Origin of the sequence: Pseudomonas rhizoryzae, from assembly GCF_005250615.1 — a bacterium.
GTDB classification, from domain to species: Bacteria; Pseudomonadota; Gammaproteobacteria; order Pseudomonadales; family Pseudomonadaceae; genus Chryseomonas; species Chryseomonas rhizoryzae.
The window spans coordinates 240911-266810 of the sequence record NZ_SULM01000008.1 but is presented as its reverse complement, the minus strand read 5'-3'; the positions used below and the strand labels follow the sequence as shown (position 1 = coordinate 266810).

Genomic DNA, 25900 nt, shown 5'->3' with positions numbered 1-25900 from the left:
GCAGTTACCGATAGGGAGATCGGTCATGTCCGGAAAACCCGCTGCGCGCCTGGGCGACGCCGTCGCCTGCCCAAAATGTGGGACCACCGCTTTGGTCCAGGGCTCGTCCAACGTCTTCTTCGATGGCCTACCCGCCGCCACCCTGGGCCACGCCTGTGGCTGCGGGGCGACCCTGAGCGGCGCCGTCATCCCCAATGTGTTCATCAACGGCCAACCAGCAGCGGTGCTCGGTAGCGTCAGCAGTCATGGCGGCGTGGTGATCGGCGGCTCGGGGAGCGTGATCATCGGTACGCACGGCGCTGGAGCCAGCACCGGAGTTGGCGCCTGCGCCTCCAGCGGAGAGACTATCCACCCAGCGCCGGGACGAGCCGCACCCCTTGGCCTGCGCGGCCGGGAGCGACCGGGGCCGGGTGGCTCTCCCCGTCGCCTGGTCGAGACTCCAGCAGATCAGGACAAGACGAGTGGCGAGCCTGAACGTCTGGTGGAGCAACGTATCACCCTGAGGATTGGCGTCTTCTTCGACGGTACCGGCAACAACCTCTTCAATGCCGCCACCGGCGACGCCTGCCGGGCGGCAGAACTGGGCTTTCGCCAGGATCAGGCAGAGAGCATCGCCCAGCACTGCGAGAAGTTCATGGGGAGTGCCGATAGTAGCTACGCCAATGCGGAGACGAATATTGCGCGGTTGTACCGGCTCTACCAGGACGATACTCAGCGTACCATCGAGAGGGACGAGAAGACGGCGGTGATTCCGGTCTATATCGAAGGCATCGGCACCCATGCTGGACAACCGGACAGCCGCTTTTCGATGGGCACCGGCCTAGGGAACAGTGGGGTCCTGGCCTGCGTTCGGACTTTTCCAGCTGCCTTCGCGGAACGCTACGATCAGTTCAAACGTGGTAATCCCGAGCTCATCATCGAAGCCATCGAATTCGATCTCTTCGGCTTCAGTCGAGGCGCGGCGGCGGCACGGCACTTCGCCAACGAGGTACTGAAAGCAGATGGTGGGATCGCGGCCACGGGGCTAGCGCCGTGCTTCCCTTGGCAGCGCGCCCGGGTAACGCTGAACTTCATCGGGCTGTTCGATACCGTGGCCGCGATAGCCGATCCCTTACGGGGCGACTTCAGCCCGGCCAATGCCGCCAATCCCGGCCTCAATCTCTATCTGCCGGCCGGATGCGCGCGCAAGGTGATACAGCTGGTCGCCCATGACGAACAGCGCCGCAACTTCGCCCTCACCAAGGTTGCGCCCCAGCACGAGGAGATCGCCCTGCCCGGTGCCCATGCCGATCTGGGTGGAGGCTATCCGGCCGAGATGACCGAACGCCTGCTACTGACGCAACCGCGCGTCTCACGGGAGCACTATGGCACCGACAGTCAGGCTGCCTGGAGCTATCGCCAGGCCCAGCTCGATCTGGCGCATTTCCAGCAAGAGCCTTGGGTCGATCCCGCCCATAGCCGACTCACCCTCGAAACCTGGCGCAACCGGCTGCCCCACCTCCGCGGCGAGCTGCCGGAATCCGATATCTTCGCGGCCGTACGCCTGGAGCGGCAGGTGCGGGGAGCACTGGCTCTGGTCTATCTACGGGTGATGCATCGCCTGGCCAGTGCCTATGGAGTGCCCTTCGCACCCATTCCCGGCACGCCCGACCTGGCCATTCCCGATGAGCTAGAGGGTATCGCCGCCAAGCTTCAGGCGCATGCTCAGGGCGCTCCGCTGGCGCTCGAAGACGCCGAGATTCGCCTGCTGTTCGGTCGCTACGTGCACCTCTCCGCTCACTGGAACGCCGTGCTGGGCAGTGGCCTAGGCAATCTGGAGGCGGTCTTCGTCAACGCCCCCACCGCTGATGGCCGGCGTAACGCCTATCCCAACCGTCCTCAGCCAGGGTATCCGCAATGAAGCGCTGGCTGCTATGCCTCCTTCTGCCCCTCTGTCTGGCAGGCTGCCAATCCAGGGCCGCGACCAAGCTGCCTTATGACGCCTGGTACCTGGGCTTTTTGGCACCCAACTACATGCAGGTCTGGTTGGAGCGGGCCGATATCAGCGACATCAATGGGCGTATCTTTCCCAATGCCATGGGCGGCGTGGTTGCCATGGGGCAACCGGCGAGTCTCTCGGCTACCGCCAAGGGCTGGCCCAAGAGAATCGGTTCTGGCAAAGGTATCTACATGACTGGTCTGGATCTACCCTACGTGGTCTCGCTGCGGTGGCAATCCTTGGTTGAACCCCAGACCTACCATGCGCTATTCACGATGCCGGACTGGGCACGCGCGAAGATGCTCGAACGCTTGCCCGCTGAATGTCCGGTCAGCGGTCGTACTTCGGATTATCGTAAAGATCTCACCATCGGCCTGGCACCCGGTGGCATCGTCAAGGTGTGGATCATGGGCCCTTGCCTGGACCCCATCGAAGTCATGACGCTTCAGGCCGAGATCGAACCCAAGGGGCCCTATCAGGGGCAGATGAAAGGGCAATACGCGCTGCCGTTAACCGAGGTCACCCAAGCCTATATCGCCAAGTACGGGGTGCCCTACGGCAGTTGGTGGGCGCCGATTCCCTACACCAAGGTCGGACCTTGATGTGGCCACGGGCACAGCCCGAGATTCTTCTGCTGTTCGGTCGCTACGTACACCTCTCCGCTTACTGGAACGCCGTGCTCGGCAGTGGCCTGGGCAATGTGGAGGCGGTCTTCGTCAACGCCCCCACCGCTGATGGCCGGCGTAACGCCTATCCCAACCGTCCTCAGCCAGGGTATCCGCAATGAAGCGCTGGCTGCTGTGCCTCCTCCTCCCCCTCTGTCTGGCAGGCTGCCAATCCAGGGCCGCGACCAAGCTGCCTTATGACGCCTGGTACCTGGGCTTTTTGGCACCCAACTACATGCAGGTCTGGCTGGAGCGGGCCAATATCAGCGACATCAATGGGCGTATCTTTCCCAATGCCATGGGCGGCGTGGTAGCCATGGGGCAACCGGCGAGTCTCTCGGCTACCGCCAAGGGCTGGCCCAAGAGAATCGGTTCTGGCGCTGGCCGCTACCTGACCGGCCTGGATCTGCCTTACGTGGTCTCGCTACGCTGGCAATCGCTGGTCGAACCCCAGACCTACCATGCGCTGTTCACGATGCCGGACTGGGCACGCGCGAAGATGCTCGAACGCATGCCCGCTGAATGTCCGGTCAGCGGTCGTACTTCGGATTATCGTAAAGATCTCACCATCGGCCTGGCACCCGGTGGCATCGTCAAGGTGTGGATCATGGGCCCCTGTCTGGACCCTATCGAAGTCATGACGCTGCAGGCCGAGATCGAACCCAAGGGGCCCTATCAGGGGCAGATGAAAGGGCAATACGCGCTGCCGTTAACCGAGGTCACCCAAGCCTATATCGCCAAGTACGGGGTGCCCTACGGCAGTTGGTGGGCGCCGATTCCCTATACCCAGGTAGGTCCTGGAAAGTGAACAGCACGGCAGATGCGTGAACCGTCGAGACGATGGTTGCCGGAAATTGGCGTCACTGCAGAAATGAAATGTCCGCCATGGACGTAATGCTGTTCATACAAACGTTGAGATTTGCCGGGAGCTCTTCAAGAAATCGCTGCCAGCCGCCCGGTTGTCCTCTCTGTAGGCTTTCGCCACTGAGCGGGCCTCTAGCGCCTAAAGTACCCCGCAGCGATGAAAGCAGTTCACGAAAAACGCCGCGGCTCTTATCGAGTCCGCGGCGTTTTTCTTGGTGAACAGCATTACGTCTAACGACGGGCTGCTCGATCTCGACTGCGGCTTATTTGCCGACGGTCTGACCCAGGAACCAGGCACGTTCTTCGGCCTGATCGATCCACTCTTCCAGCAGGCTGGTGGTGGAAACGTCGTTGGCGTCGTCGGTCAGGGTGTGGGTGGTGCGCATGTAGGCGGCCAGCGACTGGTTGTCGTCGTGCAGCTCGGTGAGCATCTGGTCGGCCGACAGGTCAGTGGCGTCGCTGCTGGCCAGGCGCTTGAGCTGCACCATCTGCTCCAGGGAGCGCACGGTGGGCTGGCCGATCTTACGGGCGCGCTCGGCGATCAGGTCGGTGATGCCGTACAGCTGGGTGGCTTGCTCTTCCAGCAGCAGATGGTAGTCGCGGAAATGCGAGCCCTTCATGTGCCAGTGGTAGTTCTTGGTCTTGATGTACAGCGCGAAGACATCGGACAGCAGCACGGCCAGGGCTTCGCCTACCGCCTGCTGGTTCTGCAGGGTGGCGTCCTCGCCCTGATGGGCCTTCTGCTTGACGCTGGAAACGGTCTTCAGTTCTTGCTTGGCATTGGCAACGGCCATGAGAAATCTCCTGTCATTCTGACGTGAGTTGAAGAGGTAGGTCCGCACTCGGCGAACGTCAACGTCTGTAGGAATCGACCGCACCGGACGAAAAAACGTTCATCGAATTTCCATATCGCCACCATGGGCAAGACGAATGGTCGCCAGCGTTGCGATTGCGTTTCATTGCCCGTCCTAGAGGCTGTGCCGGGTCAGGGCCGTCTCGCTTGTAGCTAACCCTGTAGGTAAAACCGTTTGTCAGTTCCAGCGGCAAACCGATGCCGCTGCCGAACCGTCGCTCGCTCACCTCGGTCACCTAAAAGGCAAGGCACACGAACGGTCGCCAAGAGTTCTCTGTCGGCCACGACAAGGTTCTGCACACAGGTACAAGCGTATGACGACGCCCATCGATCCCGCTCAGGGACATCCCTCGCAGACCAAGGACGGTTCCACGGCAAAGGCCCATCTGCACGATTTGAAAGAGGTCGCCCGGGATACGGTGCAAGACGCCAAGCAAGAAGGCGCCGCGCACTATGAACACTATCGCGACACCGCCGCCGACCAGCTCGGCGCCATCGCCCAGAGTGCCCAGGCGGCCGCCGACGAACTCGAGGACAAGGACACCCTGGGCCTGGCGCACTATGTCAGCGACATGGCGCAGAGCCTGACCGGGCTGGCCGAGGATTTGCGCGGCAAGAGCGCCGAACAGCTGCTGCACCAGGCCGGCACCCTGGCGCGGGATAACCCGGCCCTGTTCCTCACCGGCAGCATCGCCATCGGCTTCGGCCTGTCGCGCTTTCTCAAGGCGTCCAGCCAGGCGGATACCGGCAGTACCGCGCAGCACAGCGGTGCGGACGAGCTGCCCACGCTGACCACCCCCTCGGTGGCGGCGGAAAACGAATTAGTGGAGCCGGCGGCCGGGGCCGATGTCATCCATACCAGCGCCATCCCCAAGGGTCCGGACGTCCACGCACCGACCACCACCCGTAGCGGCGACCCCATCGGTGGCGCGGCGATCAATCCAGCCCGTAGCGACCGCGCCCTGAACACCGGCACCTCATCCAGCCAACTGGATCGACCCACCCTGAGCGGAGGCAAGCAGCCATGATCAACGAGAATCCCACTCCGCGTCCCAGCGAGAGCGATACTTCGGTCGTCGGCCTGGTCAAGCAGCTGGTCCACGAGGTACCGGCGCTGTTCACCAAGGAGCTGGCGCTGGCCAAGGCCGAACTGGGCGAATCCCTGCGCACCACCAAGGCCGGCGTTGCTGGCGTAGCGGCCGGCGCCATCGTGCTGCTGGCCGGCTTCATCGTGCTGCTGATGGGTGTCGTCTATTTCCTCTCCCAGTACCTCACGCCCTGGGCCGCCGCCCTGCTGGTAGGCGCCGTGGTCATGGTGATCGGCTTCATCATGCTGCAGTCCGGCAAGAAGCAGTTCGAGCCGTCCCACTTCACGCCCGACCGCACCGTCAACAGCCTGCAGAAGGACAAGGACGCCGTACGGAGAGCCGCACAATGAGCATCACCGATCAGATCGACGCGGAGTCCCGCAAGAATCCCGAAGAACTCGAGCGCGAAATCGACCAGAAGCGCGAGCGCATCGAAGACCTGGTGGGCGCGCTGGAAAGCCGCCTTTCTCCCGGCCAGCTGTTCGATCAGGCGCTCTCCTATACCAAGGGCCACAGTGGTGAATTCGCCCACAACCTGGGCACTACCCTCAAGGCCAATCCGGTGCCCGCGGTACTGACCTCGGTCGGCTTACTGTGGCTGGCACTCGGGCAGAATCGCACGCCGGCACCGGCCACGACGGGCACCCCGCTCAAGGACAAGCTGGCCGGCGCGATGGACTCGGTCGCCAACGGCGCAGACCATACCCGCGATTCCCTGAACCGTGGCAGCCACGATGTGCGCGACAAGGTGACCGGTCTGGGGGAAAGCGTATCGGCCAAGGCCGCCCAGACCGGAGAGCGGCTGAGCGATACCGCCGCTCACGCCAAGGACACCCTGGCTGACCAGGCGCAGCAGCTCAAGGGCTCCTTCGATACCCTGCTGCGCGAACAGCCGCTGGTGGTGGGTGCCCTGGGCATCGCCCTGGGTGCCCTGCTCGGCGCCGCGCTGCCGCGAACCCAGACGGAGGACCGTACCCTGGGCAAGCACAGCGACAAGCTGACCGCCAAGGTGAAACAGGCAGCCAGTGGCGGCTATGAGCAGGTCAGTGCCGCGGGCCGCGAGGTAGTGGACAAGGCCCGTACGGACAGCGCCGACAGGGGTCAGGAGCAGTCGCATGCGACCGGCTCGCCTGCCCGCGACCTGGGTAACGATCCCGATGCGGGCGTTGAGTCCATGGCCGGCTCGCCGCGGCAAGGCACCACCAGCACCCTGGGTGCCACCCAGGGCGCGGCGGGACTCAACGTCGGGCGGACGGCGGCAGTGGGTGGCACACCCGGCGCGGTCGGCGACGAAAGCGGCATGGCGACTCCGCGCAACCGCTGACGGCAGCCAGGCAAGCTAAAAAGGCGCAACGGTCCAGACCGTTGCGCCTTTTTCATCCAGGCCTTTCAGCTGTCAATAACCCGGGTCCGGATTCTCCTTGGGGTGTTCCGGACGTTTGTCGTTCTGCGGGCGCTGCTCTTCGCCGCCCTGGTTGAGTTCCTTGTGGGTCTCACCGACCTTGCCGGCATTTTCCGGCTTGTGGTCGAGATCGTCGCGCTTGGCCATGATCCTCACCTCTTGTGGCTGAATCCTTTAGGCAACGTAGCGGGGCCAGGGTGCCCCACCTGCCGGCATCAACGCAGAGGGGGCGCCATGAACTCCGGCCCCACCGGGTCCTTGACGTGTTCGGCGAGGATACCGTCGATGGCCGCCAGGTCGTCGGCAGACAGCCGCCAGCCGAAGGCCTCGTCCAGCCCTTGCAACTGCTCGGGCTTGCGTGCCCCCCAGAGGGCGATGGTCGGCCCCTGGTCGAGAATCCAGCGCACCGCCAGGGCCAGCACCGACTTGCCGTGCCGTTCGCGGGCAAAGGCGGTCAGGGCGTCCACCGCCGCCAGATACTGGGCGAAGCGCGGCGCCTGGAACTTGGGATCGCCCTGGCGCAGGTCGTCGCCCTCGAAGCGGGTATCGGCGTTCATCCGCCCGGACAGCAGCCCACGGCAGAGGGCGCCATAGGCCAGCACCACCAGGCCGTGACGCTGGGCATAGGGCAGCACATCGGCTTCGATGGCGCGCTCGAACAGATTGTAGGGCGGCTGCACGCTGGAGAGATTGGCGAACTGGCGGAAGACTTCCAATTGCTCGGGCGAGTAGTTGCTCACGCCGATGGCGAGAATCTTGCCCTCCTGCCGCAGTTGCTCCAGCGCGCGGGCGGTTTCTTCGTGGGGCACCTGGGGATCGGGCCAGTGCACCTGATAGAGGTCGATGCGATCGGTGCGCAGGCGGCGCAGGGAATCCTCCACCTCTTGGCGGATGCGCGCGGCGCTGGCGTTGCGGCGTACCTCTTCGTTCGGCCACTCCAGGGCGACCTTGGTGGCGATCACCGCCTGGTCGCGGATGCCTTCCAGGGCCTTGCCGACGATCTCCTCGGAACGACCGAAGCCGTATACCGGTGCGGTGTCGATGAGATTGATGCCGCCTTGCACGGCGCCGCGAATGGTCTCGATGGAGCGGGCTTCGTCGGTGCCGCCCCACATCCAGCCACCGATGGCCCAGGTGCCGAGGCCGATGCGGGAAACGGGGGTATCGATACCCGGAATGCGCAGGGTTTCACTCATAGGGGTCTCCAGGCTGGTAAGGGTTAGCCTTGTGAGGCTAATTCAAAAAGCGTTGAATAGGGCTCAACGAACGCTTGACTCCTAGAGCCTGTTCTAAGGCTCGCGAGCTAGAGCCAAACAAGGCCTAGGCGGCCCCGCGAAAACACCTGAGGAAGCGGATCGGACCCGCGCTCGGGTTTACGAGTGGTAAATGAGCATTCCGACGGGGCTGGCCTTCCAGGGCATTTTCAACGCCGTTTGGCCGACGCGTAGCAGACTTTGAACAGGCTCTTATCGCGCGAGGATTGTGCATGCCAACCCTGAATCGCGGCGAATTGGCCGATCTCAACGTCTTCGTCGCCCTGGTCCGGCGGCGCAGCTTTCGCCAGGCCGCTATCGAATTGGGCGTCACCACCTCGGCACTGAGCCATGCTCTGCGTCAGTTGGAGACCCGCCTTGGGGTCAAGCTGCTCAATCGCACCAGCCGCTCGGTGGTGCCGACCCTGGCCGGCGCGGCGCTGGCGGAAAAGCTCGAACAGGGCTTCGCCCTCATCGGCGAGGCGCTGGGCGAGCTGGACCAGCACCGCGACGCCCCGGTCGGGCGCCTGCGCCTGAGCGTACCGCGGGATGCGGCGCGGCTGCTGGTGACCCCCACCCTGCCCCGCCTGCTGGCCGACTACCCCCAGCTGCAACTGGACATCAGCGTCGAAGACCGCCCGGTGGATATCGTCGCTGATGGCCTCGATGCCGGCATCCGCTACGGCGATACCGTGCCCCAGGACATGGTCGCCCTGCCGCTCACCGACGAACTGCGCTGGGTGGTGGTGGGCGCCCCCGCCTACCTGGCCCGCCACGGGCGCCCGGAGCGACCGGAAGACCTGGCCCGCCATCATTGCATACGCCTGCGCCTGGGCAACGGCGCCCTCTATCGCTGGGAACTGGGCAGCGGCGTCGCGACCCGGGTGGTCGACGTGCCCGGCCCGCTCACCGTCAACGAGACCGAGACCTCGATCCAGGCGGCCCTGGATGGCCTGGGGTTGGCCTATTGCCTGGAGTGGCGGGTGGCCGAGGAGCTGCGCGACGGCCGTCTGGAACAGGTCTTGCCGGCCTGGGCGTCGCCCGGCGCGCCGCTGTGCATCTACTACCCTAGCCGGCGCCAGCCGCCGCCAGGCTTGCGCCAGCTGATCGAGGCCCTGCGCCAGAGCTGGGCGCAAGCGCAGCCCTGAGTCGGCGAACCAACCGGCGTACCTGTGGGTCCCCTGACGACGCCCGTCGTTTCCGTGACCGAGGAGCCGCTTTTGTCCGACGCCACCGTCGCCCCGTCCGCTCTGCCGCTACCCGTGGAGCGCGAACTCAGCCCCCGGGCGCTGTTCACCGGTGCCCTGCTGGGCATCCTGCTGACCCCGGCGAACGTCTATGCCGGCCTCAAGATCGGCTGGTCGTTCAATATGTCGATCATCGCCCTGCTGGTGAGCTACGGCCTCTGGCACCGCCTGGGCCGGCGGCTACGGCAGCCGGGCTGGACGTTGCACGAGAGCAATATCAACCAGACCGTGGCCTCGGCGGCGGCGAGCATCGTCTCCGGCGGCCTGGTGGCCCCCATCCCGGCCTATACCCTGTTGACCGGCCAGGAGCTGCCCACCCTGCCGCTGATGGGTTGGGTATTCGCCGTGAGCTTTCTTGGCATCTGGGTAGCCTGGTATCTCCGGCCGTTGCTGCTGGCCGATGCCAGCCTGACCTTTCCCGAGGGCCTGGCCACCCTGGAGGCGCTGCGCCAGGTCTATGCCAGCGGTGCCGAGGCCCTGGCCCGGCTGCGGGTGCTGCTCGGCGCCCTGGCGCTGTCGGCGATCGTCAAGCTGGTGGACAGCTTCGCCTGGGCGCTGCCACGGGTGGCACCCTCGCCGGCCCTGGAGCGGTTGACCTTCAGCTTCGACCCCTCGCTGCTGCTGCTCGGCTTCGGTGGCATCATCGGCCTGAGAGTCGGCCTCTCGCTGCTGCTCGGCACCCTGCTGGCCTGGGCTGGCCTGGCGCCCTGGTTGCTGGCCAGCGGTATCGCCCAACTGCCCGCGGATGCCAGCGGCCCGCAATACGGGGTGCTGGTGCAATGGCTGCTGTGGCCAGGGGTGAGCCTGATGGTCAGCGCCACCCTGGCCTCGCTGGCGGTGCGCCTGGCTAGCCAGCCGCGCGGTGAACGTCGCCGCCAGGGCTGGCGGCGACCACGTGCCTGGCCGCTGATCCTGCTGCTGGTGGCGAGCCTGTTGGTGGTGGTGCTGCAAGTACTCTTGTTCGGGATAGATCCCTGGCTCGCCCTGCTCGCCATCCCCCTGGCGATCTTTCTCGCCGCCATGGCCGCGCGGGTGGTCGGCGCCACCGGCATTCCGCCCATCGGCGCCATCGGCCAGCTCTCGCAGCTCGCCTTCGGCCTGGCCGCGCCGGGCCAGGTCAACATCAATCTGATGGGTGCCAATACCGCCGGCGGCGCGGCGGGTCAGAGCACCGACCTGATGAACGACTTCAAGGTCGGCAAGGCCATCGGCGCCACCCCGGCCAAGCAGGTGGTCGCCCAGTGCCTGGGCATCGCCCTGGGCGCGGTGACCGGGGTGCTCACCTACCGGTTGCTGATTCCCGATCCCCAGGCGCTCTTGCTCAGCGCCGCCTGGCCGGCCCCGGCGGTGGCCCAGTGGAAGGCGGTGGCGCAAACCCTGACCCAGGGCCTGGGAGCGCTGGACGCGGCGATGCGCCTGGGCATCGTCGGCGGCGCCCTGGCCGGTCTGCTGCTGGGGCTGGCCGAGGCGCTGCTGGCCCCGCGCCGGGCCCTCTGGCTGCCCAGTTCGGCTGCGTTGGGGCTCGCCTTCATCCTGCCGGCCTCGGTGTCCCTGATGATGACCCTGGGCGCCCTGCTCACCGCCCTGGTGCGCTGGCGTAGGCCACGCCTGGCCGAGCGCTTCGCCCTGGCCGCCGCCGCCGGGTTGATCGCCGGGGAAAGTCTGGCCGGGGTCGGGGCGGCGTTCTGGCAGATGCTCTCTTCCTGAACTGCGACATCTTGTCAACTGGACAATAATTTCCAGACGTAATGACGCGAACCTTTCACCAACCTTTCAAATCCAGTAATTTCGCGGGTTTTGGTCCGATTCAGCTTGCCAGCGTTGTTTTGCAACACATAAGGTTACAAATAGCGCGACCCACCCACAGAGGTCTGGGCGCCTTGCGCAAGCTGTCTCCATAACAAACCCAATCCGAGCTAGCACTGATGGCCACCACCTCGAAAGCCAAATCCATCTTCCGCGTCGTCAGCGGAAACTTCCTCGAAATGTACGACTTCATGGTGTATGGCTTCTATGCCACGGCCATCGCCAAGACGTTCTTTCCCGGTGACGACGCCTTCGCCTCCCTGATGCTGTCGCTGGCCACCTTCGGTGCCGGTTTCCTGATGCGCCCCCTGGGGGCGATCTTCCTCGGCGCCTACATCGACAAGCACGGTCGTCGCCACGGCCTGATCGTGACCCTGGCGCTGATGGCCATGGGTACCCTGCTGATCGCCGTGGTGCCCGGCTATGCCACCCTGGGCGTGGCCGCGCCGATCCTGGTGTTGATCGGTCGCCTGCTGCAAGGCTTCTCCGCCGGCGTCGAGCTGGGCGGGGTGTCCGTCTACCTGTCGGAAATCGCCACTCCTGGGCGCAAGGGTTTCTTCGTCTCCTGGCAATCCGCCAGCCAGCAGGTCGCGGTGGTCTTCGCCGGCGTACTGGGCGCCCTGCTCAACCACTGGCTGTCGCCCGCCGAGATGGGTGAATGGGGCTGGCGCGTCCCCTTCCTGATCGGCTGCCTGATCGTGCCCTTCCTGTTCATCATCCGCCGCTCCCTGGAAGAGAGCCCGGAGTTCGCCGCGCGCAAGCAGCGTCCGACCTTCCGCGAAACCATGGCCTCCATCGGCCAGAACTTCGGCACCGTACTGGCCGGCGTGGCCATGGTCTCCATGACCACCGCCTCCTTCTACCTGATCACCGCCTACACCCCCACCTTCGGCCGCCACGAACTGAACCTGACCGCCCTGGACAGCCTGATCGTCACCGCCTGCGTAGGCGTGTCCAACTTCATCTGGCTGCCGGTGATGGGCGCCCTGAGCGATCGCGTCGGCCGGCGCCCGCTGCTGATCTTCGCTACCGTCCTGGCCATTCTCAGTGCCTACCCGGCGATGATCTGGTTGACCAACGCGCCCAGCTTCGGTCGCCTGCTGCTGGTCGAGCTGTGGCTGTCGTTCCTCTATGGCACCTACAACGGCGGCATGGTGGTGGCCCTGACCGAGATCATGCCGGTGCAGGTCCGTACTACCGGCTTCTCCCTGGCCTACAGCCTGGCCACCGCGACCTTCGGCGGCTTCACCCCGATGATCTGCACCTGGCTGATCCAGGAAACCGGCAACAAGGCCGCCCCCGGCATGTGGCTGACCCTGGCCGCCGTGCTCGGCTTGGTCGCCACCCTGACCCTGTTCCGTGGCAAGAGCCACGGCCAGCTCAAGCCCGTCACCGCCTGACGGCAGGTCCCGGGGCGACCGCTCGTGCCGCCCCGGGAACACTCGAAGCCGCTTCCCAGACACATTTTGCAATCTTGCCTTGCTAGGGTCGCTGCGAACGTTCGCACCCCGCGGACGCCGTCGTAGGAATACGTCCCGTATGACCCTTCTTCCCCGTCGTCTGCTCGCCGGCCTCGTGCTCGGCGCCCTGTCCCTCAGCGCACTACCCCTCACCGCCCAGGCCACTGAACTCAAGCACTGGCCCAAGGCGGCGGCTGAGCAACTCGATGCCCTGATCGCCGCCAACGCCAACAAAGGCAACTACGCGGTGTTCGACATGGACAACACCACCTATCACTATGATCTGGAAGAGTCGCTGCTGCCTTTCCTGGAAATGAAGGGCGTGCTGACCCGCGAGACCATGGACCCCTCGCTCAAGCTGATCCCCTTCAAGGACGTCGGCGGTCACAAGGAAAGCCTCAACAGCTACTACTACCGGCTGTGCGAGATCGACGACATGGTCTGCTATCCCTGGATCGCCCAGGTGTTCTCCGGCTTCACCCTCAAGCAGCTCAAGGGTTATGTCGATGAACTGATGGCCTATGGCAAGCCGATCCCCGCTACCTACTATGGCAAGGACGACAAGGTCGAGACGGTGGAGATCCATGCGCCCCAGCTCTATACGGGCCAGCAGGAGCTCTATCACAAGCTGATGGAGAACGGCATCGAGGTCTATGTGGTCAGCGCTGCCCATGAGGAGCTGGTGCGCATGGTGGCCTCCGATCCGCGCTATGGCTACGACGTCAAGCCGCAGAACGTCATCGGTGTCACCACCCTGCTCAAGGACCCCGCCACCGGCGCCCTGACCACTGCCCGCAAGCAGATCGCCGAAGGCAAGTACGATCCCCAGGCCAACCTCAAGCTGCAGGTCACGCCCTACCTCTGGACTCCCGCCACCTGGTTCGCCGGCAAGTACGCGGCCATCCTCACCTACATCAGCCCCTGGAAGAAGCCGATCCTGGTGGCCGGTGACACCCCCAACAGTGACGGCCCCATGCTGTTCCAGGGCGTAGACGCCGCCAAGGGTGGTATCCACCTGTGGGTCAATCGCAAGGCCAAGTACCTGCCCCAGATCGAGGCGATGATGAAGAGCAACGCCGAAGGTCAGGCCGCGAATGGCGTACCGGTGAATGCCGACAAGAACTGGGTGATCGTCAAACCCGAGGACATCCAGTAGGCCAGTCCGTACCTGGCGGGCTAGACTGCAGGCAACCCTGCCTGCTTTGGAGCCCGCCATGGAACACCTGGTCCTGACCGTCATCGCCCCCGATCGCCCCGGCCTGGTGGAAGCCCTGGCCGACTGCGTGGCCGCCCAGGGCGGCAACTGGCTGGAAAGCCGCATGGCCCACCTGGCCGGCCAGTTCGCCGGGATCCTCTCGGTGGAAGTGGAACCGGAGCTGCGCAATGGCCTGGTGGAGGCCCTGCAGCAACTGGCCCTTCCCGGCCTGCGGATTCTGGTGGGCGAACCGGGTCAGCCGGCACCAGTGGGCGCCCCACTGGTGCAGCTCGACCTGCTGGGCAACGACCGCGTCGGCATCGTTCGCGACATCACCCGCGCGCTGCATCAGGTGGGCGTCAACGTCGAACGCCTGTCCACCGAGACCCGCCCGGCGCCCATGAGCAGCGAAGTGCTGTTCCACGCTACCGCCCTGCTGGCGCTACCGGCGGACCTCGAACTCGAAGCCCTGCAGGCGCATCTGGAAACCCTTACCGACGACCTGATGGTGGAGCTGAAGCTCTATCGGCATGGGCATGATTAACCCCGCCCCTTCTCCAATCGCCGCCTGATCCCCTCCGGTACATCCTCAGCCAGTGGCAGCCGGCCGTCCGCCGGCAGGGCCTCCAGGCCGGCTTCCTCCAGCAGCACCAGCACCTCCTCCTTGAGCCGACTCAGGGCGAAGGCCTGCCAGGCCTCGCGTACCGAGGGGAAGAGGTCCAGCTCGTAGTCGAAGGTGCGCAGCGGCCGCCGGCTCTCCAAGGCGGCGCGCAACAGCGGCTGGGCGTGGGGATGGCGCAGCTGGTGCAGGAAGGCTTCGCGCAGCTCCAGGCGATCCTCCTGGGTCAGCCGCGGCAGCGGCAGGTAGCGCTGGGGATCTTCCAGCTCTTCGCGCTCTTCCAGGCTGAGGTCGTCCGGATCGAGCAGGCGCAGGGCGCCGCTTTCGAGATCGATGAAGTGGGTGCCCCGCTCCCGGCTGTCGAGGGCGGCGGCCAGTTGATCGAGGTCGAGGGTGAGGGGGCGCATGGCAGGACTCCGGCACAGGCGAACAGAGGTGAAGACAACCACGTCCTCACCCCTGTTGCGACCCTAGCAATGAAGCCGGCGTTCAGCCCTTCCGCTGATAGGGAAAGAAGCGCCGCTCGCGCAGGTCGTGCTCGATCTGCTCCAGGCTCTTGCCCTTGGTCTCCGGCACCAGGCGCCAGATGAACAGCAGGGCCACCAGGGAAATCCCGGCGTAGAGCCAGAAGGTGTGGGCGGCGCCCAGCTGGGTCACCAGGCTCAGGGTGGTGAGGGTCACCAACAGGTCGAAGCCCCAGTGGCTGAAGGCACCGACGCTGGCGCCCTTGCCGCGCACGAACAGCGGATAGACCTCGGCGTTGATCAGCCAGATGCAGACGCCGAAGCCACCGCAGTTGAGCATCAGGTAGGCGGCCAGGCAGGCCACCACCGTCCAGCGCTCGACATCGGTCTGCGGACCGGCGCCCTGGAACAGGTAGCCCATGATGGCCAGGGCGATGATGGAGCCGGGAATCAGCGTCAGCAGATAGCGGCGGCGGCCGATGCGATCCACCAGGAAGCTGCCGACCACGGTCATGATCACCACCAGGATGGTGCTGCAGCCGGTGGCCAGCACCGCGGTCTGGTCGGAGAAACCGGCCTGGGTGAGGATGGTTGGCGCGTAGTAGATCAGCGCATTGTTGCCGGTGATCTGCGAGAACATGGCGATGCCCGCCCCCACCAGCAGCGCCGGGCGCACCCAAGGCGAGAACAGATCGCTCCAGCTACCCTCGGGCGCATTGCTCACGGTCTTGATTTCGGTCAGTTCGGCCTGGGCCGCTGCCGCGCCGCCCCGCACCCGTTCCAACACGGCCAGGGCGTCTTGTTCGCGGCCCTTGACCAGCAGCCAGCGCGGGCTTTCCGGCAACACCGCCATGCCGGCCAGCAGGATCACGGCCGGCACCAGGCCGAGACCGAACATCCAGCGCCAGTGTTCGTCCAGGGCGAAGCCGGTGAAGTAGGCCACGGTGATGCCGAACACCACCATGAACTGGAACAGCACCACCAGCTTGCCGCGGTGCTCCGGCGGCGCCACCTCGGCGATGTACACCGGGATGATCTGGGTGGAGCTGCCGGCCGACAGGCCGAGCAGGAAGCGCGAGAGGATCAAGAGGGTGACGTTGGGCGACAGCGCCGAGAGCACCGAGCCCAGGGCGAACACCAGGGCCACGCCGATGATGGTCTTGCGCCGGCCGAGGCGATCGGAGATCGGCCCGGTGCCCAGGCAGCCGAACAGGGCGCCGAAGATGATGGCACCGGTCACCAGCTGCTTGACGGTGTCGTCCATGGCGAACTCCCGGCCGAGGCCGAGCAGGGCGACGCCGATGATGCCGGTGTCGTAACCGAACAGCAGGCCACCGAGGGCGGCGATCACGGCGATGAGCACGACCAGCCCCTTGCGCGGGGTGGCCGCCACGGGTGCGGTGAGCGTGGGTGAGGAAGCGAGCATGGGAGGAAATCCTTTCTTGTTCTGCCAGGGCCAGGACTCGCGCTGACGAGTCGTGATCAGCATGACCCAGCGAAAACCCGCGGGGTCCTAGGCAAAGAAACGTTAGGTGAATCGTTTCACCTAACAGCGGTAGTTGTAACAGAACTTGTGAAGACCTTCACGAAAGCTCGCACCCCATCAACTGCCGATGGTCAGCTCCTGGAAACGCCGTTCGGGCAAGGCCGCGGCGCCCTGACCTCGGCGCAGCGCCTGGTCGCTCAGGCGTTCGACGAGAAAGTCGATGAACACCTTGAGCTTGGGCGGCAGATGGCGGGTCGCCGGATAGAGCAGCCAGGCGCCGCCGTAGTAGTGCGGCAGGAAGGTCCAGTCCGGCAGCACCTGGACGATCTCGCCCCGCGCCAGGGCGGCCTGGGCGGTGAAGAACGGCAGGCTGCCGATGCCGATGTGGTTGAGCACCGCGTCCAGTCGCACCCCGGTGTGGTTGGCGGCGTAGCGCCCGCGGACGTTGACGTGGACCACCTTGGCGCCCTGGCGGAATTTCCAGCGCGAATCGGCCGGCTCTTCGCCGAGATAGATGCAGCTGTGCTGGGCCAGATCACGCGGGTGCGCGGGGCTGCCGTACTCGGCCAGGTACTGCGGCGTGGCGCAAAGCAGGTGCTCGATGGTGAGCAACTGCCGACCGATCAGGCCGGGCGGTGGCCGATCGGTGATGCGGATGGCCAGGTCGACGTTGTCGTCGATCAGATCGACATAGCGGTCTTCCAGCAGCAGTTGCACATCCACCGCCGGGTAGCGCCGCAGGAACTCGGGCATGTGCGGATGGATCAGGGTGCTGCCCACCGCCTTGGGCACCGACAGCCGCACGATACCGGCCGGCGCCTGGTTGAACTGGCCGCTGACCTCCAGCACCGCTCGCGCGGCGCCGACCATGTCGCTGCAGCGCCGATATACCTCTTCCCCCGCTTCCGACAAGCGCAGCTTGCGAGTGCTGCGATTGAGCAAACGGGTGCCCAGGGCCTTCTCCAGGCGCGCCACGCTGCGACTGGTGGACGAGGGGGTCAAGCCTAGCTGACGGGCCGCCGCAGAGAAGCTGCCGCTCTCCACGACCCGCACGAAGATGGCCATCTCGCTCAGCAAAGGGAGGGGGAGATTTATGCTCACAGCGCAAAATTCCTTTGGAGGGAGGGTGGATTATCACCCTTCCACCCCCTCATTAGAATGACGATATATCTCGCTTTCCTGGTAGTAGCCGCATGACCGAACGCCTGTATTTCTTGAGCGACAGCTTGATCGCCGAGGTCGAGGTCATTGCCTGCAGCCCCGCCGAAGAGGGCTATCTGGTCGAATTACGGGCGACGCCCTTCCATCCCCAGGGCGGTGGCCAGCCCAGCGACACCGGCTGGATCGGGACCGCCGAGGTCAGCCGCGTGGTGCAGGACGGTGAACGCATCCTGCACCACACCCAGCGCGCCCTTCAACCGGGCACCATGCTGGCGCGGGTCGATGAAGAGCGGCGGCGGCTACATTCGCGGCTGCACTCGGCCGGCCACCTGCTCGGCCATATCGGCGAGACCTATGGCTGGCAACCGGTCAAGGCTCATCACTGGCCGGGCGAAGGCAAGATCGAATTCGTGCCGGGGCTGGAGCCGCGGCCCCTGGACGTCCAGGCCCTGCAAGCCCAGTTCGATTCCCTGGTGGAGGAAGACCTGCCACTACGGATCGAGGTCGATGCCGCGGGCCTGCGCCAGGTGAGCTTCGGCGACGGCGTGGCGCGCTATGCCTGCGGCGGCACCCATATGCGCTCTTCCCGCGCCGTCGGGTCGTTGAGTGCCCTGGGGCTCAAGGAAAAGAAAGGGCGTCTGCTGGTGAGCTACGACATGGCCGACGCCTGAGCAACCGCCCACCTCACCGCAGACAGGAAGCGCCATGCTGCTCGAACTCGACGCTCTCGACACCGAGAGCCTGCACCATCTCGCCACTGAACGCCTGTTGGCCGTGCGCATCCGGGGCTTCGTCCCCCGGCCGCTGGCCGACGACCTCGGCCAACAGATCCTCGGTAACGGCTTCGCCAGCTATGCCAACGCCCCCAGTATCGGCCGCATCGGCATGGCCTTCTACGAGGCGGAGAACCAGCGCGCCCAGATGGACGACTACTTCGCCAGTGTCGCCCGCAACCTGGAAGAACTGCGCCGCCGCTGCCGACCCTATCTCAATCCCATCGACCTGGTGCGCTGCACCCTCGACGAGGCCTGGCCCGCCGGCGCCCAGTTGCAGACCCTCTGGGGCCGCAAGATGTACGTCGGCCTGTCGCGGGTGGTGAAGCCCGGGGTGCGCTTTCTCGCCCACCACGACATCTTCGCCAAGGACGCCCCCGGTAGCACGGAGGCGGAGAGCGTGGTGACCCAGCTGGCCTGCAACGTCTACCTGACCATGCCCAGCGAGGGCGGCGAACTGCAACTCTGGTCGCGCGAGCTGTCGCCGGACGACTTCGATGCCCTGCGCGGCGACAGCTACGGCATCGAGCCCGACCAATTGGGCCCGCCCTGCTTGACGATCCGCCCCGAACCAGGCGATCTGATCCTGTTCAATTCTCGCCGCATGCACGCCGTGACCCCCGGCAACGATCAGCCCCGTCTGTCGCTGTCGTGTTTCGTCGGTTATCGCGGGGTCGCCGAACCCCTGACGTACTGGAGCTGACATGTCCCCCTACCTGAGCGAATTCCTCGCCTTGGCGACCATCCATTTCCTGGCGGTGTTGGCCCCGGGACCGGACTTCGCCGTGACCGTGCGCCAGAGCGTCAGGTTCGGCCGCCTGATCGGCCTCTGTACCGCCCTGGGCATCGGCGCCGGCATCTCGGTGCACGTGCTCTACACCCTGCTCGGCATCGGCGCCCTGATGCATGCCACGCCCTGGCTGCTGGACACCGCCAAGGTCCTGGGCGGCGCCTACATCCTCTGGTTGGGCTTCAACCTGATCCGCAGCAAGCCCACCGCCGCGCCGCTGGACGACAGCCAGTGGCAGGCCGCCGACCTGGAACGCCAGGCACCAGGCAAGGCCTTTCTCACCGGCTTCCTGACCAATGCCACCAACCCCAAGGCCACGCTGTTCTTCCTGGCGATCTTCACCACCGTGGTCAGCGCCGACACACCGCTGGCCATACAAGGCCTTTATGGTCTGTGGATGTGCGGGGTCAACGCCGGCTGGTTCGCCCTGGTCAGCCTGCTGTTTTCCAGCCCCCGTGTTCGCCAGACCTTCCTGCGCCTGGGCCACTGGTTCGAACGAACCATGGGCCTGGTGCTGGTTTTCTTCGCCGGTCGACTGCTGTTGTCGGCGCTTTGACGTCAGCCACCCCTGTTATCTGGAGGTCCGCCATGCCTTACGTCCACCGCGCTCCCGCTGGTATTCCCACGGAAAAGTTCGTCGTCCGCCTGCCCGATGGCATGCGTGAACGCATCGCCGCCGTGGCCCGTACCCATCGCCATAGCATGAACACCGAGATCGTCGCCTGGCTGGAACGCAGCCTGGTGCAGGACGGTGTGCTGGAGCCGGCCAGTCCCGACCAGGACGACGACCTGCTCAGCGCCAGCGAGCAACTGCTGTTGCAACGCTTCCGACTCCTCAACGAACGCCAGCAGAATGCGCTGATCTCGGTACTGGAGCTGGAATTGCCGGTGCCCTTGGCCAGCCACGAAACCGCCTGAGCGCGACCGGCCCTTCCCCTAAGGAGGGCCGGTCGTCGGCTGGCGGGTGCCTGACCGGTCAGTCGCTTTCAAGTCGCCAGCGAGACGGCCGATGAAGGGGTATCTCGAAGCTACCCCGGTGTTCCCATGTCCGTCTCGAAAGCCTCCTGGCTAAGCAACCTCGGCATTTCCAAGAAGCTGGCCCTGGGCTTTGGCGCCCTGCTGATCATGGTGGCGGTCGTGGCCCTGTTCGGCTACCTCACCGCCAACACCCTGCTTGAGCGCATCAACAAGACGCGCTACAGCGGTGAACTCAAGGCCGATATCCTCAATGTCCGGGTCGATGAAAAGAACTATCTGCTCGACCCGAGCGCCGCCAACGTCAGCCAGCAGCAGGCCGATCTGAGCGCCGTGGCGGAAGACATCACCAAGGGCATGTCCCTGCTGACCAACCCGGCCAACATCGCCATCCTGGACAACATCCAACAGGAGATGAAGACCTACCGCGAGCGCTTCGCCACCCTGCAGCAGGCCAACCAAAGCAGCGCCGAGGCGCAAAAGGAGCTGACCCAGGTCTCCGATAACGTCACCAAGACCTTCGACGAGCTGTTCGAGCGCTTCTTCGCCCCCGGTGGCAGCTACAGCACCGCCGACCTCAAGGCCGTGGCGGAGATGAAGGCGCAGATGGTCGGCGTCCGTCTGACCATCCGCCGCTTCCTCGGCGCCCCTGACGACAGCAAGTCCCAGGCGACGCTCAAGGCCATCGACGACCTGCTCAAGACCCTGGCCACGACCCAAGCGCAACTCGATGGCGACACCGCCGCGCGGCTCCACAGCGCGGCTCAGGACGTGACCCGCTATCGCAGCTTCTTCGAATCCATCGTCGTCCAGCATCGCCAGGCCCAGGCGGCCGTCACCAGTCTGCAGGAGCAGGGCAACAAGCTGGTGCAGTTGCTGGACAAGTTGAGCGAAGGTCAACTCAAGTCCGCCGCCGCCGAGCGCCAGGTGTCTCTGCTGAAGCTCCTGCTGAGCAGCCTGATCGCCTTGCTGATCGGCGTCGCCGCGGCCTGGGTGATCACCCGTCAGATCACCCAGCCGCTGGCGACCGCCATGGCCATGCTCAAGCGCGTCGCCGCGGGCGATCTCACCCTGCGCAGCGACGTCGCTCGCCGCGACGAAATGGGCGAACTGCAACGTACCACCCAGGCCATGGCCGACGACCTGCGGCAGCTGGTCGGCGGAATCGCTGGCGGCGTGAGCCAGCTCGCCAGCGCGGCGGAAGAACTGTCCGCCTTCGGCGTGCAGACCAGCCGCGGCGTGACCCAGCAGCGTGACGAGATGCACCAGGTGGCCACCGCCATGAACGAGATGGCCGCCACGGTGCAGAACGTGGCGCAGAACACCTCCACCGCCTCGAACGCCGCCCAGACCGCCGACGCCATGGCCCGTGACGGTAGCCAGACGGTCAAGCGCGCGGCCCAGGAAATCACCCTGGCCGCGGAAGAGGTTCAGTCCCTCGGCGCGGCCATGGAGCGGCTGGACGCCGCCAGCGGGCGTATCGGCAGTGTCATCGACGTGATCAAGGCCATCGCCGAGCAAACCAACCTGTTGGCGCTCAACGCCGCCATCGAAGCCGCCCGCGCCGGCGAGCAGGGCCGCGGTTTCGCCGTGGTGGCCGACGAGGTGCGCTCCCTGGCGCAGCGCACCCAGGAATCCACCCGCGAGATCGGCGAGCTGATCGCCACCCTGCAACAGGGCACCACGGAAGCGAGCGAGCGCATGCAGGCCAGTCGCGACCGCACCCTGGGCACCGTGACCCTGGCCCAGGACGCCGAACGCGCCCTGGACGCCATCTACCAGGCAGTGGCGGATATCCAGAATCTCAACCAGCAGATCGCCACTGCCGTGGAAGAACAGAGCCTGGTGGCCGAGGAAATCAACGCCAACGTGGTCAAGGTCAGCGGTCTCGCCGAGGAATCGGCCACCGCCAATGCCCACGCGGCGACCTCGGTCAACGAACTGGCCCGCCTGGGCGGCGATCTCCAGCAGATGGTCGCGCGCTTCCGCGTCTGAGTGCGGTTGCGGCTACGCCAGGACGGCTAGCGTAGCCGGGTTCAGGCGCGCGGCTCCAGCATCCGCCCCTGGATACCATCGCCGATCACCAGGAAATGGCCGCCCGCGACGTGGTGCAGGGTGCGCAGGCCATCCTGGCCGCTGAAGTCCCAGTGGCCGTCGCGGAACACGCGGGTATCGGCCTGGGCGGCGACCACCTCGCCGAGGAAGAGGTCGTAGCCCTGCTGGTTATGAGCCTCCGGCAGCAACCGGCACTCCAGCCAGGCCACGCAACCGGCGATCAGCGGTGCCGCGACCTGCTCGCCGGCGAGGGTCTCGATGCCATAGGCGGCGAACTTGTCCCGTTCGCGCCCCGTGGTGTTGCCCACCGTCTGCACCAGATCCACCTGGGCGGCGCAGGGTACGTTGAGCACGAAGCTGCCCTCGGCCTCCAGCAGCTCGCGGGTCCAGGTCTGTTTGTCCAGCACCACCGCCACCTTGCACGGCTCGAAATCCACCGCCATGGCCCAGGCCGCAGCCATGACGTTGCGTTGGTCCGCGTGAGCGGCGCTGACCAGTACCGTGGGACCGTGGTTGAGCAGGCGATAGGCCTTGGCCAGGGGGACGGGGGCGAGAATGGTGGTCATGTTTGGGCTCCTTGAAAACCGGCTGCCAGGGTAACGCCTGGACTGCCATTCGGCGCCCAATAGACAAAAAGTTGCCACTTTTTGCTCACGGCGCCAAACGCACCGGGTCATCCAGGGTCTATCGCCCACTCCCTGCCCGGGACCGACAAGAAAATCGTGTTAAGGATGACCTCCATGCCCTCTCGCCCGGCCTGCTTCGCTCTGCTGCTGTCCGCCTGCTGTCTCGGTTTGCCGCTGGCCCAGGCCCAGCCCACTCCGGCGGCAACTGCCCATAGCGCCCAGCCGCTGCTCTCCAGCTCCATCAACGACTTCAGCAACGAAGACTGGGATCGCGGCGTGCTGCGCCGGGTCGCAGGCCTGACCATTCCTGCCACTCCGGCCAACGTCGAGGGCTTCATCAGCGGTCGCCAGGTCCAGTTGGGTGACGGCCAGTGGCGCGCCATCACCGAGGTGCAGCGCGTCGGCGACAACCTGGCGGTGTTCGTCGAGGGCGAGCCGCTGGACGCCGAGACGGTCGGCTATCCGCGGCGCCTGGTGGTGGACGACGCCCCGGGGACCGGACGGCACCTGCAACGCCTGCCCGGACGCTTCAACACCCCGATCAACGACTTCACCAACCAGGACTGGCTCAAGGGCATCTACCGCAAGGCCGCCGGTGTCTCCATCCCGGTCACCGAGCGCAACCGCGAGGAATTCAAGCCCGGCGCCATCGTCCGTCTGGCCGACGGCCAGGACTACGCCGTCACCCACGTCAGCGAATTCGGCCGCAGCATGGGCGTGTTTCTCGACAGCCCGGCGCTGCCCGGCGAGAAGTACGGCTATCCGCGCCAGCTGACCTTCGTCGCGCCGGCGCCCAAGCCCTGAAGTCAGGGCGGACCGCCGCTGGTAGAATCCCTCGCCCAGCGTCGTCACCCCTCGGTCCGCCATGTCCAAGCTCAATCCCCGCCAGGCCGAAGCCGTGGCCTACATCAGCGGCCCCCTGCTGGTGCTGGCCGGCGCCGGCTCCGGCAAGACCAGCGTCATCACCCGCAAGATCGCCTACCTGGTGCAGCAGTGCGGCATCCGCGCCCAGTACATCTGCGCCGTGACCTTCACCAACAAGGCGGCGCGGGAGATGAAGGCGCGGGTGGCCAGCCTGCTCAAGGCCGGCGAAGGCCGCGGCCTGACCGTCTCCACCTTCCACAACCTCGGGCTGAACATCATCCGCCGCGAGTACGTGCACCTGGGCTACAAGCCGGGCTTCTCCATCTTCGACGAGGGCGACATCAAGGCGCTGCTCACCGACATCATGCAGAAGGAGTACCAGGGCGACGACGGCCTGGACGAGATCAAGAACTACATCGGCAACTGGAAGAACGACCTCATCCTGCCGGAAGAGGCCCTGGAAAAGGCGCGCACGCCCAAGGAGCAGACCGCTGCGGTGGTCTACCTGCACTACCAGCGCACCCTCAAGGCCTACAACGCGGTCGACTTCGACGACCTCATCCTGCTGCCGGTGAAGCTGTTCCAGGATCACCCGGAGGTGCTGGAGCGCTGGCGCAATCGCATCCGCTACATGCTGGTGGACGAATACCAGGACACCAACACCAGCCAGTACCTCTTGGTGAAGATGCTGGTGCAGGAACGCGCCCAGTTCACCGTGGTGGGCGACGACGACCAGTCGATCTACGCCTGGCGCGGCGCGCGGCCGGAAAACCTGATGCAGCTCAAGGACGACTTCCCCTCGCTGAAGGTGGTGATGCTGGAGCAGAACTACCGCTCCACCAGCCGTATCCTCAAGTGCGCCAACGTGCTCATCGCCAACAATCCCCACGTGTTCGAGAAGCAGCTGTGGAGCGAGATGGGCCACGGCGATCCGATCCGAGTGCTGCGCTGCAAGAACGAGGACGGCGAGGCCGAGCGCATCGCCCTGGAGATCCTCACCCTGCACCTCAAGACCCAGCGGCCCTACGCGGACTTCGCCATCCTCTATCGCGGCAACCACCAGGCCAAGCTGATGGAGCTGAAACTCCAGCACCACCAGATCCCCTACCGACTCTCCGGCGGCACCAGCTTCTTCGCCCGCCAGGAGGTCAAGGACGTGATGTCCTACCTGCGCCTGCTGGTCAATCCGGACGACGACAATGCCTTCCTGCGGGTGATCAACGTGCCACGCCGGGAGATCGGCTCCACCACCCTGGAAAAGCTCGGCAACTATGCCGGCAGCCGCGATCTCTCCATGTACGCCGCCGCCGACGAGATCGGCCTCGGTGAGCACCTGGACGCCCGCTTCACCGAGCGCCTGGCGCGCTTCAAGCGCTGGATGGACGGGGTGCGGCGGAACTGCGCCGGCGAAGACCCCATCGGCGCCCTGCGCAGCATGGTGATGGACATCGACTACGAGAACTGGATTCGCCAGAACGCCAGCTCCGACAAGGTCGCCGACTTCCGCATGGGTAACGTCTGGTTCCTCATGGATGCCTTGAAGAACATCCTGGAAAAGGATGAAGACGGCCAGATGACCATCGAGGACGCCATCGCCAAGCTGGTCCTGCGTGACATGCTCGAACGCCAGCAGGAGGAAGAGGAAGGCGCCGACGGGGTGCAGATGATGACCCTGCACGCCTCCAAGGGCCTGGAATTCCCCTATGTGTTCATCATGGGCATGGAGGAGGAGATCCTGCCGCACCGCTCCAGCATCGAGGCCGACACCATCGAGGAAGAGCGCCGCCTGGCCTATGTGGGCATCACCCGCGCCCGCCAGACCCTGGCCTTCACCTACGCCACCCGGCGCAAGCAATACGGCGAGTTGATCGACTGCACCCCCAGCCGCTTCCTCGACGAGTTGCCGCCGGAGGATCTGCAGTGGGAAGGCCTGGAAGAGGCGCCCCAGGAACAGAAGGCCGCCCGCGGCAACGACGCCCTGGCGGCGATGCGGGCGCTGTTGAAGAAGGGGTAAGGGCTGCTGCTGGCGGTTACCCTCACCCCAACCCTCTCCCTGAGGGAGAGGGGGCCAAGCGGGTGCAGCGTCGAGCTTAGGCACGCTACCCAAGCCCTGGAGCTGCACCCAACTGCTCCCTGCACTGGAGCAATCCCTCTCCCTCCGGGAGAGGGCTAGGGTGAGGGCCCGCCCCGCTCCGGTTTGACACCTCACCCCCAGAGGGAAAGGGGAGCAAACAGCGGCCCTTGCCAATTCAGGGTTTCAGGTACCAGCCAGCGCC

Annotated in this window: 26 protein-coding genes and 1 pseudogene; 20 read left to right on the top strand and 7 right to left on the bottom strand. The window is 65.6% G+C overall.

Translation table 11 applies throughout. The annotated features are described in order from the left end of the window. Window positions 1-25 precede the first annotated feature (25 nt). From FAZ11_RS15220 to FAZ11_RS15205, 4 genes are read left to right on the top strand one after another with little or no spacing between them, the layout of a single operon-like run. Entirely contained in the window at window positions 26-1900 is a 1875-nt protein-coding gene (locus FAZ11_RS15220) for a PAAR domain-containing protein (protein WP_081323452.1), read from the top strand. After that, window positions 1897-2580 (top strand): DUF2931 family protein, encoded by a 684-nt coding sequence (locus FAZ11_RS15215; RefSeq protein ID WP_058783187.1) that lies wholly within the window; start codon window positions 1897-1899, stop codon window positions 2578-2580. Before FAZ11_RS15220 ends, FAZ11_RS15215 begins: the two co-directional genes overlap by 4 nt. Further along, a complete protein-coding gene (locus FAZ11_RS15210) occupies window positions 2580-2765 on the top strand; it encodes a hypothetical protein (RefSeq protein ID WP_058783186.1) in 186 nt (61 codons plus the stop codon). Before FAZ11_RS15215 ends, FAZ11_RS15210 begins: the two co-directional genes overlap by 1 nt. Then, window positions 2762-3451 (top strand): DUF2931 family protein, encoded by a 690-nt coding sequence (locus tag FAZ11_RS15205; RefSeq protein ID WP_137279413.1) that lies wholly within the window; start codon window positions 2762-2764, stop codon window positions 3449-3451. Before FAZ11_RS15210 ends, FAZ11_RS15205 begins: the two co-directional genes overlap by 4 nt. 319 nt (window positions 3452-3770) lie before the next feature. Here the strand turns inward: FAZ11_RS15205 and FAZ11_RS15200 are convergent, their stop codons facing one another. Beyond that, on the bottom strand, window positions 3771-4301 hold the full coding sequence (locus tag FAZ11_RS15200; protein ID WP_017639603.1) for a Dps family protein: 531 nt from the start codon (window positions 4299-4301) through the stop codon (window positions 3771-3773). A gap of 373 nt (window positions 4302-4674) precedes the next feature. On the opposite strand from FAZ11_RS15200, the gene FAZ11_RS15195 reads away from it, so the two are divergent. From FAZ11_RS15195 to FAZ11_RS15185, 3 genes are read left to right on the top strand one after another with little or no spacing between them, the layout of a single operon-like run. After that, window positions 4675-5388, top strand: a complete 714-nt coding sequence (locus FAZ11_RS15195; RefSeq protein WP_237141869.1) for a hypothetical protein — start codon at window positions 4675-4677, stop codon at window positions 5386-5388. Further along, window positions 5385-5798, top strand: coding sequence for a phage holin family protein (locus FAZ11_RS15190; RefSeq protein WP_058761404.1), 414 nt, complete (start codon window positions 5385-5387; stop codon window positions 5796-5798). The genes FAZ11_RS15195 and FAZ11_RS15190 overlap by 4 nt, the downstream gene beginning before the upstream one ends. Continuing rightward, a complete protein-coding gene (locus tag FAZ11_RS15185) occupies window positions 5795-6772 on the top strand; it encodes a DUF3618 domain-containing protein (protein ID WP_137279414.1) in 978 nt (325 codons plus the stop codon). The genes FAZ11_RS15190 and FAZ11_RS15185 overlap by 4 nt, the downstream gene beginning before the upstream one ends. Before the next feature lie 72 nt (window positions 6773-6844). Here the strand turns inward: FAZ11_RS15185 and FAZ11_RS24790 are convergent, their stop codons facing one another. Together FAZ11_RS24790 and FAZ11_RS15180 are read right to left on the bottom strand one after the other, a co-directional pair. Further along, the gene (locus FAZ11_RS24790; protein ID WP_099049427.1) at window positions 6845-6997 is read right to left on the bottom strand and encodes a hypothetical protein; all 153 of its coding nucleotides are present in this window, start codon (window positions 6995-6997) and stop codon (window positions 6845-6847) included. A 68-nt stretch (window positions 6998-7065) separates the two neighbouring features. After that, on the bottom strand, window positions 7066-8046 hold the full coding sequence (locus tag FAZ11_RS15180; protein WP_058777325.1) for an aldo/keto reductase: 981 nt from the start codon (window positions 8044-8046) through the stop codon (window positions 7066-7068). 290 nt (window positions 8047-8336) lie between these two features. Between FAZ11_RS15180 and FAZ11_RS15175 the strand changes: the two genes are divergently transcribed. The 5 genes from FAZ11_RS15175 (at window position 8337) to FAZ11_RS15155 (ending at window position 14355) form a co-directional block, all read left to right on the top strand. Next, entirely contained in the window at window positions 8337-9251 is a 915-nt protein-coding gene (locus FAZ11_RS15175; RefSeq protein ID WP_058767201.1) for a LysR family transcriptional regulator, read from the top strand. Window positions 9252-9323: 72 nt separating this feature from the next. After that, window positions 9324-11057 carry an OPT/YSL family transporter gene (locus tag FAZ11_RS15170; protein ID WP_137279415.1) on the top strand — a complete coding sequence of 578 codons (1734 nt, stop codon included), beginning with the start codon at window positions 9324-9326 and terminating at the stop codon, window positions 11055-11057. 218 nt (window positions 11058-11275) lie between these two features. After that, a complete protein-coding gene (gene tcuC / locus FAZ11_RS15165) occupies window positions 11276-12556 on the top strand; it encodes an MFS transporter (protein ID WP_058761605.1) in 1281 nt (426 codons plus the stop codon). A 139-nt stretch (window positions 12557-12695) separates the two neighbouring features. Next, a complete protein-coding gene (locus tag FAZ11_RS15160; protein ID WP_058767203.1) occupies window positions 12696-13772 on the top strand; it encodes an HAD family hydrolase in 1077 nt (358 codons plus the stop codon). 58 nt (window positions 13773-13830) lie between these two features. Beyond that, on the top strand, window positions 13831-14355 hold the full coding sequence (locus FAZ11_RS15155) for a glycine cleavage system transcriptional repressor (RefSeq protein WP_058788056.1): 525 nt from the start codon (window positions 13831-13833) through the stop codon (window positions 14353-14355). Here FAZ11_RS15155 and FAZ11_RS15150 read toward each other — a convergent pair. The 3 genes from FAZ11_RS15150 to FAZ11_RS15140 form a co-directional block, all read right to left on the bottom strand. Beyond that, on the bottom strand, window positions 14352-14837 hold the full coding sequence (locus tag FAZ11_RS15150) for a UPF0158 family protein (RefSeq protein ID WP_137279416.1): 486 nt from the start codon (window positions 14835-14837) through the stop codon (window positions 14352-14354). The two genes, FAZ11_RS15155 and FAZ11_RS15150, sit on opposite strands and share 4 nt — an antisense overlap. Window positions 14838-14919: 82 nt before the next feature. Beyond that, on the bottom strand, window positions 14920-16320 hold the full coding sequence (locus FAZ11_RS15145) for a sugar porter family MFS transporter (protein WP_058761609.1): 1401 nt from the start codon (window positions 16318-16320) through the stop codon (window positions 14920-14922). Between the two features lie 177 nt (window positions 16321-16497). Continuing rightward, window positions 16498-17481 carry a LysR family transcriptional regulator gene (locus FAZ11_RS15140; protein ID WP_058767206.1) on the bottom strand — a complete coding sequence of 328 codons (984 nt, stop codon included), beginning with the start codon at window positions 17479-17481 and terminating at the stop codon, window positions 16498-16500. A gap of 92 nt (window positions 17482-17573) precedes the next feature. Between FAZ11_RS15140 and FAZ11_RS15135 the strand changes: the two genes are divergently transcribed. The 6 genes and pseudogenes from FAZ11_RS15135 (at window position 17574) to FAZ11_RS25530 (ending at window position 22074) form a co-directional block, all read left to right on the top strand. Next, window positions 17574-18212, top strand: coding sequence for an alanyl-tRNA editing protein (locus FAZ11_RS15135; protein ID WP_058767207.1), 639 nt, complete (start codon window positions 17574-17576; stop codon window positions 18210-18212). Between the two features lie 34 nt (window positions 18213-18246). Continuing rightward, window positions 18247-19017 (top strand): 2OG-Fe(II) oxygenase family protein, encoded by a 771-nt coding sequence (locus FAZ11_RS15130; RefSeq protein ID WP_058772523.1) that lies wholly within the window; start codon window positions 18247-18249, stop codon window positions 19015-19017. 1 nt (window position 19018) lies between these two features. Beyond that, the gene (locus FAZ11_RS15125; RefSeq protein WP_058761613.1) at window positions 19019-19660 is read left to right on the top strand and encodes a LysE family translocator; all 642 of its coding nucleotides are present in this window, start codon (window positions 19019-19021) and stop codon (window positions 19658-19660) included. Between the two features lie 32 nt (window positions 19661-19692). Next, entirely contained in the window at window positions 19693-20022 is a 330-nt protein-coding gene (locus tag FAZ11_RS15120) for an Arc family DNA-binding protein (RefSeq protein WP_058761614.1), read from the top strand. Window positions 20023-20148: 126 nt separating this feature from the next. After that, window positions 20149-21219, top strand: a pseudogene (locus FAZ11_RS25535) (methyl-accepting chemotaxis protein); the annotation flags it as partial. Next, window positions 21211-22074, top strand: a complete 864-nt coding sequence (locus tag FAZ11_RS25530; RefSeq protein WP_421958174.1) for a methyl-accepting chemotaxis protein — start codon at window positions 21211-21213, stop codon at window positions 22072-22074. The pseudogene FAZ11_RS25535 and the gene FAZ11_RS25530, both read left to right, overlap by 9 nt. Before the next feature lie 41 nt (window positions 22075-22115). Here the strand turns inward: FAZ11_RS25530 and FAZ11_RS15110 are convergent, their stop codons facing one another. Beyond that, complete coding sequence (locus FAZ11_RS15110; protein WP_137279417.1) at window positions 22116-22700, bottom strand: flavin reductase family protein; 585 nt, start codon at window positions 22698-22700, stop codon at window positions 22116-22118. Between the two features lie 174 nt (window positions 22701-22874). Between FAZ11_RS15110 and FAZ11_RS15105 the strand changes: the two genes are divergently transcribed. Then, on the top strand, window positions 22875-23564 hold the full coding sequence (locus FAZ11_RS15105) for a hypothetical protein (protein ID WP_058761617.1): 690 nt from the start codon (window positions 22875-22877) through the stop codon (window positions 23562-23564). 61 nt (window positions 23565-23625) lie between these two features. After that, on the top strand, window positions 23626-25638 hold the full coding sequence (gene rep, locus FAZ11_RS15100; RefSeq protein ID WP_058772520.1) for a DNA helicase Rep: 2013 nt from the start codon (window positions 23626-23628) through the stop codon (window positions 25636-25638). The last annotated feature ends 262 nt before the right edge of the window (window positions 25639-25900 follow it).

Excerpts from the sequence above, each read along its gene's own strand:
- FAZ11_RS25530 (WP_421958174.1), top strand. The coding sequence starts at position 21,211 with ATGGCCGACGACCTGCGGCAGCTGGTCGGCGGAATCGCTGGCGGCGTG.
- rep (WP_058772520.1), top strand. The coding sequence starts at position 23,626 with ATGTCCAAGCTCAATCCCCGCCAGGCCGAAGCCGTGGCCTACATCAGC.
- FAZ11_RS15125 (WP_058761613.1), top strand. The coding sequence starts at position 19,019 with ATGTCCCCCTACCTGAGCGAATTCCTCGCCTTGGCGACCATCCATTTC.
- FAZ11_RS15195 (WP_237141869.1), top strand. The coding sequence starts at position 4,675 with ATGACGACGCCCATCGATCCCGCTCAGGGACATCCCTCGCAGACCAAG.
- FAZ11_RS15150 (WP_137279416.1), bottom strand. The coding sequence starts at position 14,837 with ATGCGCCCCCTCACCCTCGACCTCGATCAACTGGCCGCCGCCCTCGAC.
- FAZ11_RS15185 (WP_137279414.1), top strand. The coding sequence starts at position 5,795 with ATGAGCATCACCGATCAGATCGACGCGGAGTCCCGCAAGAATCCCGAA.
- FAZ11_RS15180 (WP_058777325.1), bottom strand. The coding sequence starts at position 8,046 with ATGAGTGAAACCCTGCGCATTCCGGGTATCGATACCCCCGTTTCCCGC.
- FAZ11_RS15220 (WP_081323452.1), top strand. The coding sequence starts at position 26 with ATGTCCGGAAAACCCGCTGCGCGCCTGGGCGACGCCGTCGCCTGCCCA.
- FAZ11_RS15175 (WP_058767201.1), top strand. The coding sequence starts at position 8,337 with ATGCCAACCCTGAATCGCGGCGAATTGGCCGATCTCAACGTCTTCGTC.
- FAZ11_RS15190 (WP_058761404.1), top strand. The coding sequence starts at position 5,385 with ATGATCAACGAGAATCCCACTCCGCGTCCCAGCGAGAGCGATACTTCG.
- FAZ11_RS15120 (WP_058761614.1), top strand. The coding sequence starts at position 19,693 with ATGCCTTACGTCCACCGCGCTCCCGCTGGTATTCCCACGGAAAAGTTC.
- FAZ11_RS15205 (WP_137279413.1), top strand. The coding sequence starts at position 2,762 with ATGAAGCGCTGGCTGCTGTGCCTCCTCCTCCCCCTCTGTCTGGCAGGC.
- FAZ11_RS15105 (WP_058761617.1), top strand. The coding sequence starts at position 22,875 with ATGCCCTCTCGCCCGGCCTGCTTCGCTCTGCTGCTGTCCGCCTGCTGT.
- FAZ11_RS24790 (WP_099049427.1), bottom strand. The coding sequence starts at position 6,997 with ATGGCCAAGCGCGACGATCTCGACCACAAGCCGGAAAATGCCGGCAAG.
- FAZ11_RS15155 (WP_058788056.1), top strand. The coding sequence starts at position 13,831 with ATGGAACACCTGGTCCTGACCGTCATCGCCCCCGATCGCCCCGGCCTG.
- FAZ11_RS15215 (WP_058783187.1), top strand. The coding sequence starts at position 1,897 with ATGAAGCGCTGGCTGCTATGCCTCCTTCTGCCCCTCTGTCTGGCAGGC.
- tcuC (WP_058761605.1), top strand. The coding sequence starts at position 11,276 with ATGGCCACCACCTCGAAAGCCAAATCCATCTTCCGCGTCGTCAGCGGA.
- FAZ11_RS15210 (WP_058783186.1), top strand. The coding sequence starts at position 2,580 with ATGTGGCCACGGGCACAGCCCGAGATTCTTCTGCTGTTCGGTCGCTAC.
- FAZ11_RS15145 (WP_058761609.1), bottom strand. The coding sequence starts at position 16,320 with ATGCTCGCTTCCTCACCCACGCTCACCGCACCCGTGGCGGCCACCCCG.
- FAZ11_RS15130 (WP_058772523.1), top strand. The coding sequence starts at position 18,247 with ATGCTGCTCGAACTCGACGCTCTCGACACCGAGAGCCTGCACCATCTC.
- FAZ11_RS15160 (WP_058767203.1), top strand. The coding sequence starts at position 12,696 with ATGACCCTTCTTCCCCGTCGTCTGCTCGCCGGCCTCGTGCTCGGCGCC.
- FAZ11_RS15200 (WP_017639603.1), bottom strand. The coding sequence starts at position 4,301 with ATGGCCGTTGCCAATGCCAAGCAAGAACTGAAGACCGTTTCCAGCGTC.
- FAZ11_RS15135 (WP_058767207.1), top strand. The coding sequence starts at position 17,574 with ATGACCGAACGCCTGTATTTCTTGAGCGACAGCTTGATCGCCGAGGTC.
- FAZ11_RS15110 (WP_137279417.1), bottom strand. The coding sequence starts at position 22,700 with ATGACCACCATTCTCGCCCCCGTCCCCCTGGCCAAGGCCTATCGCCTG.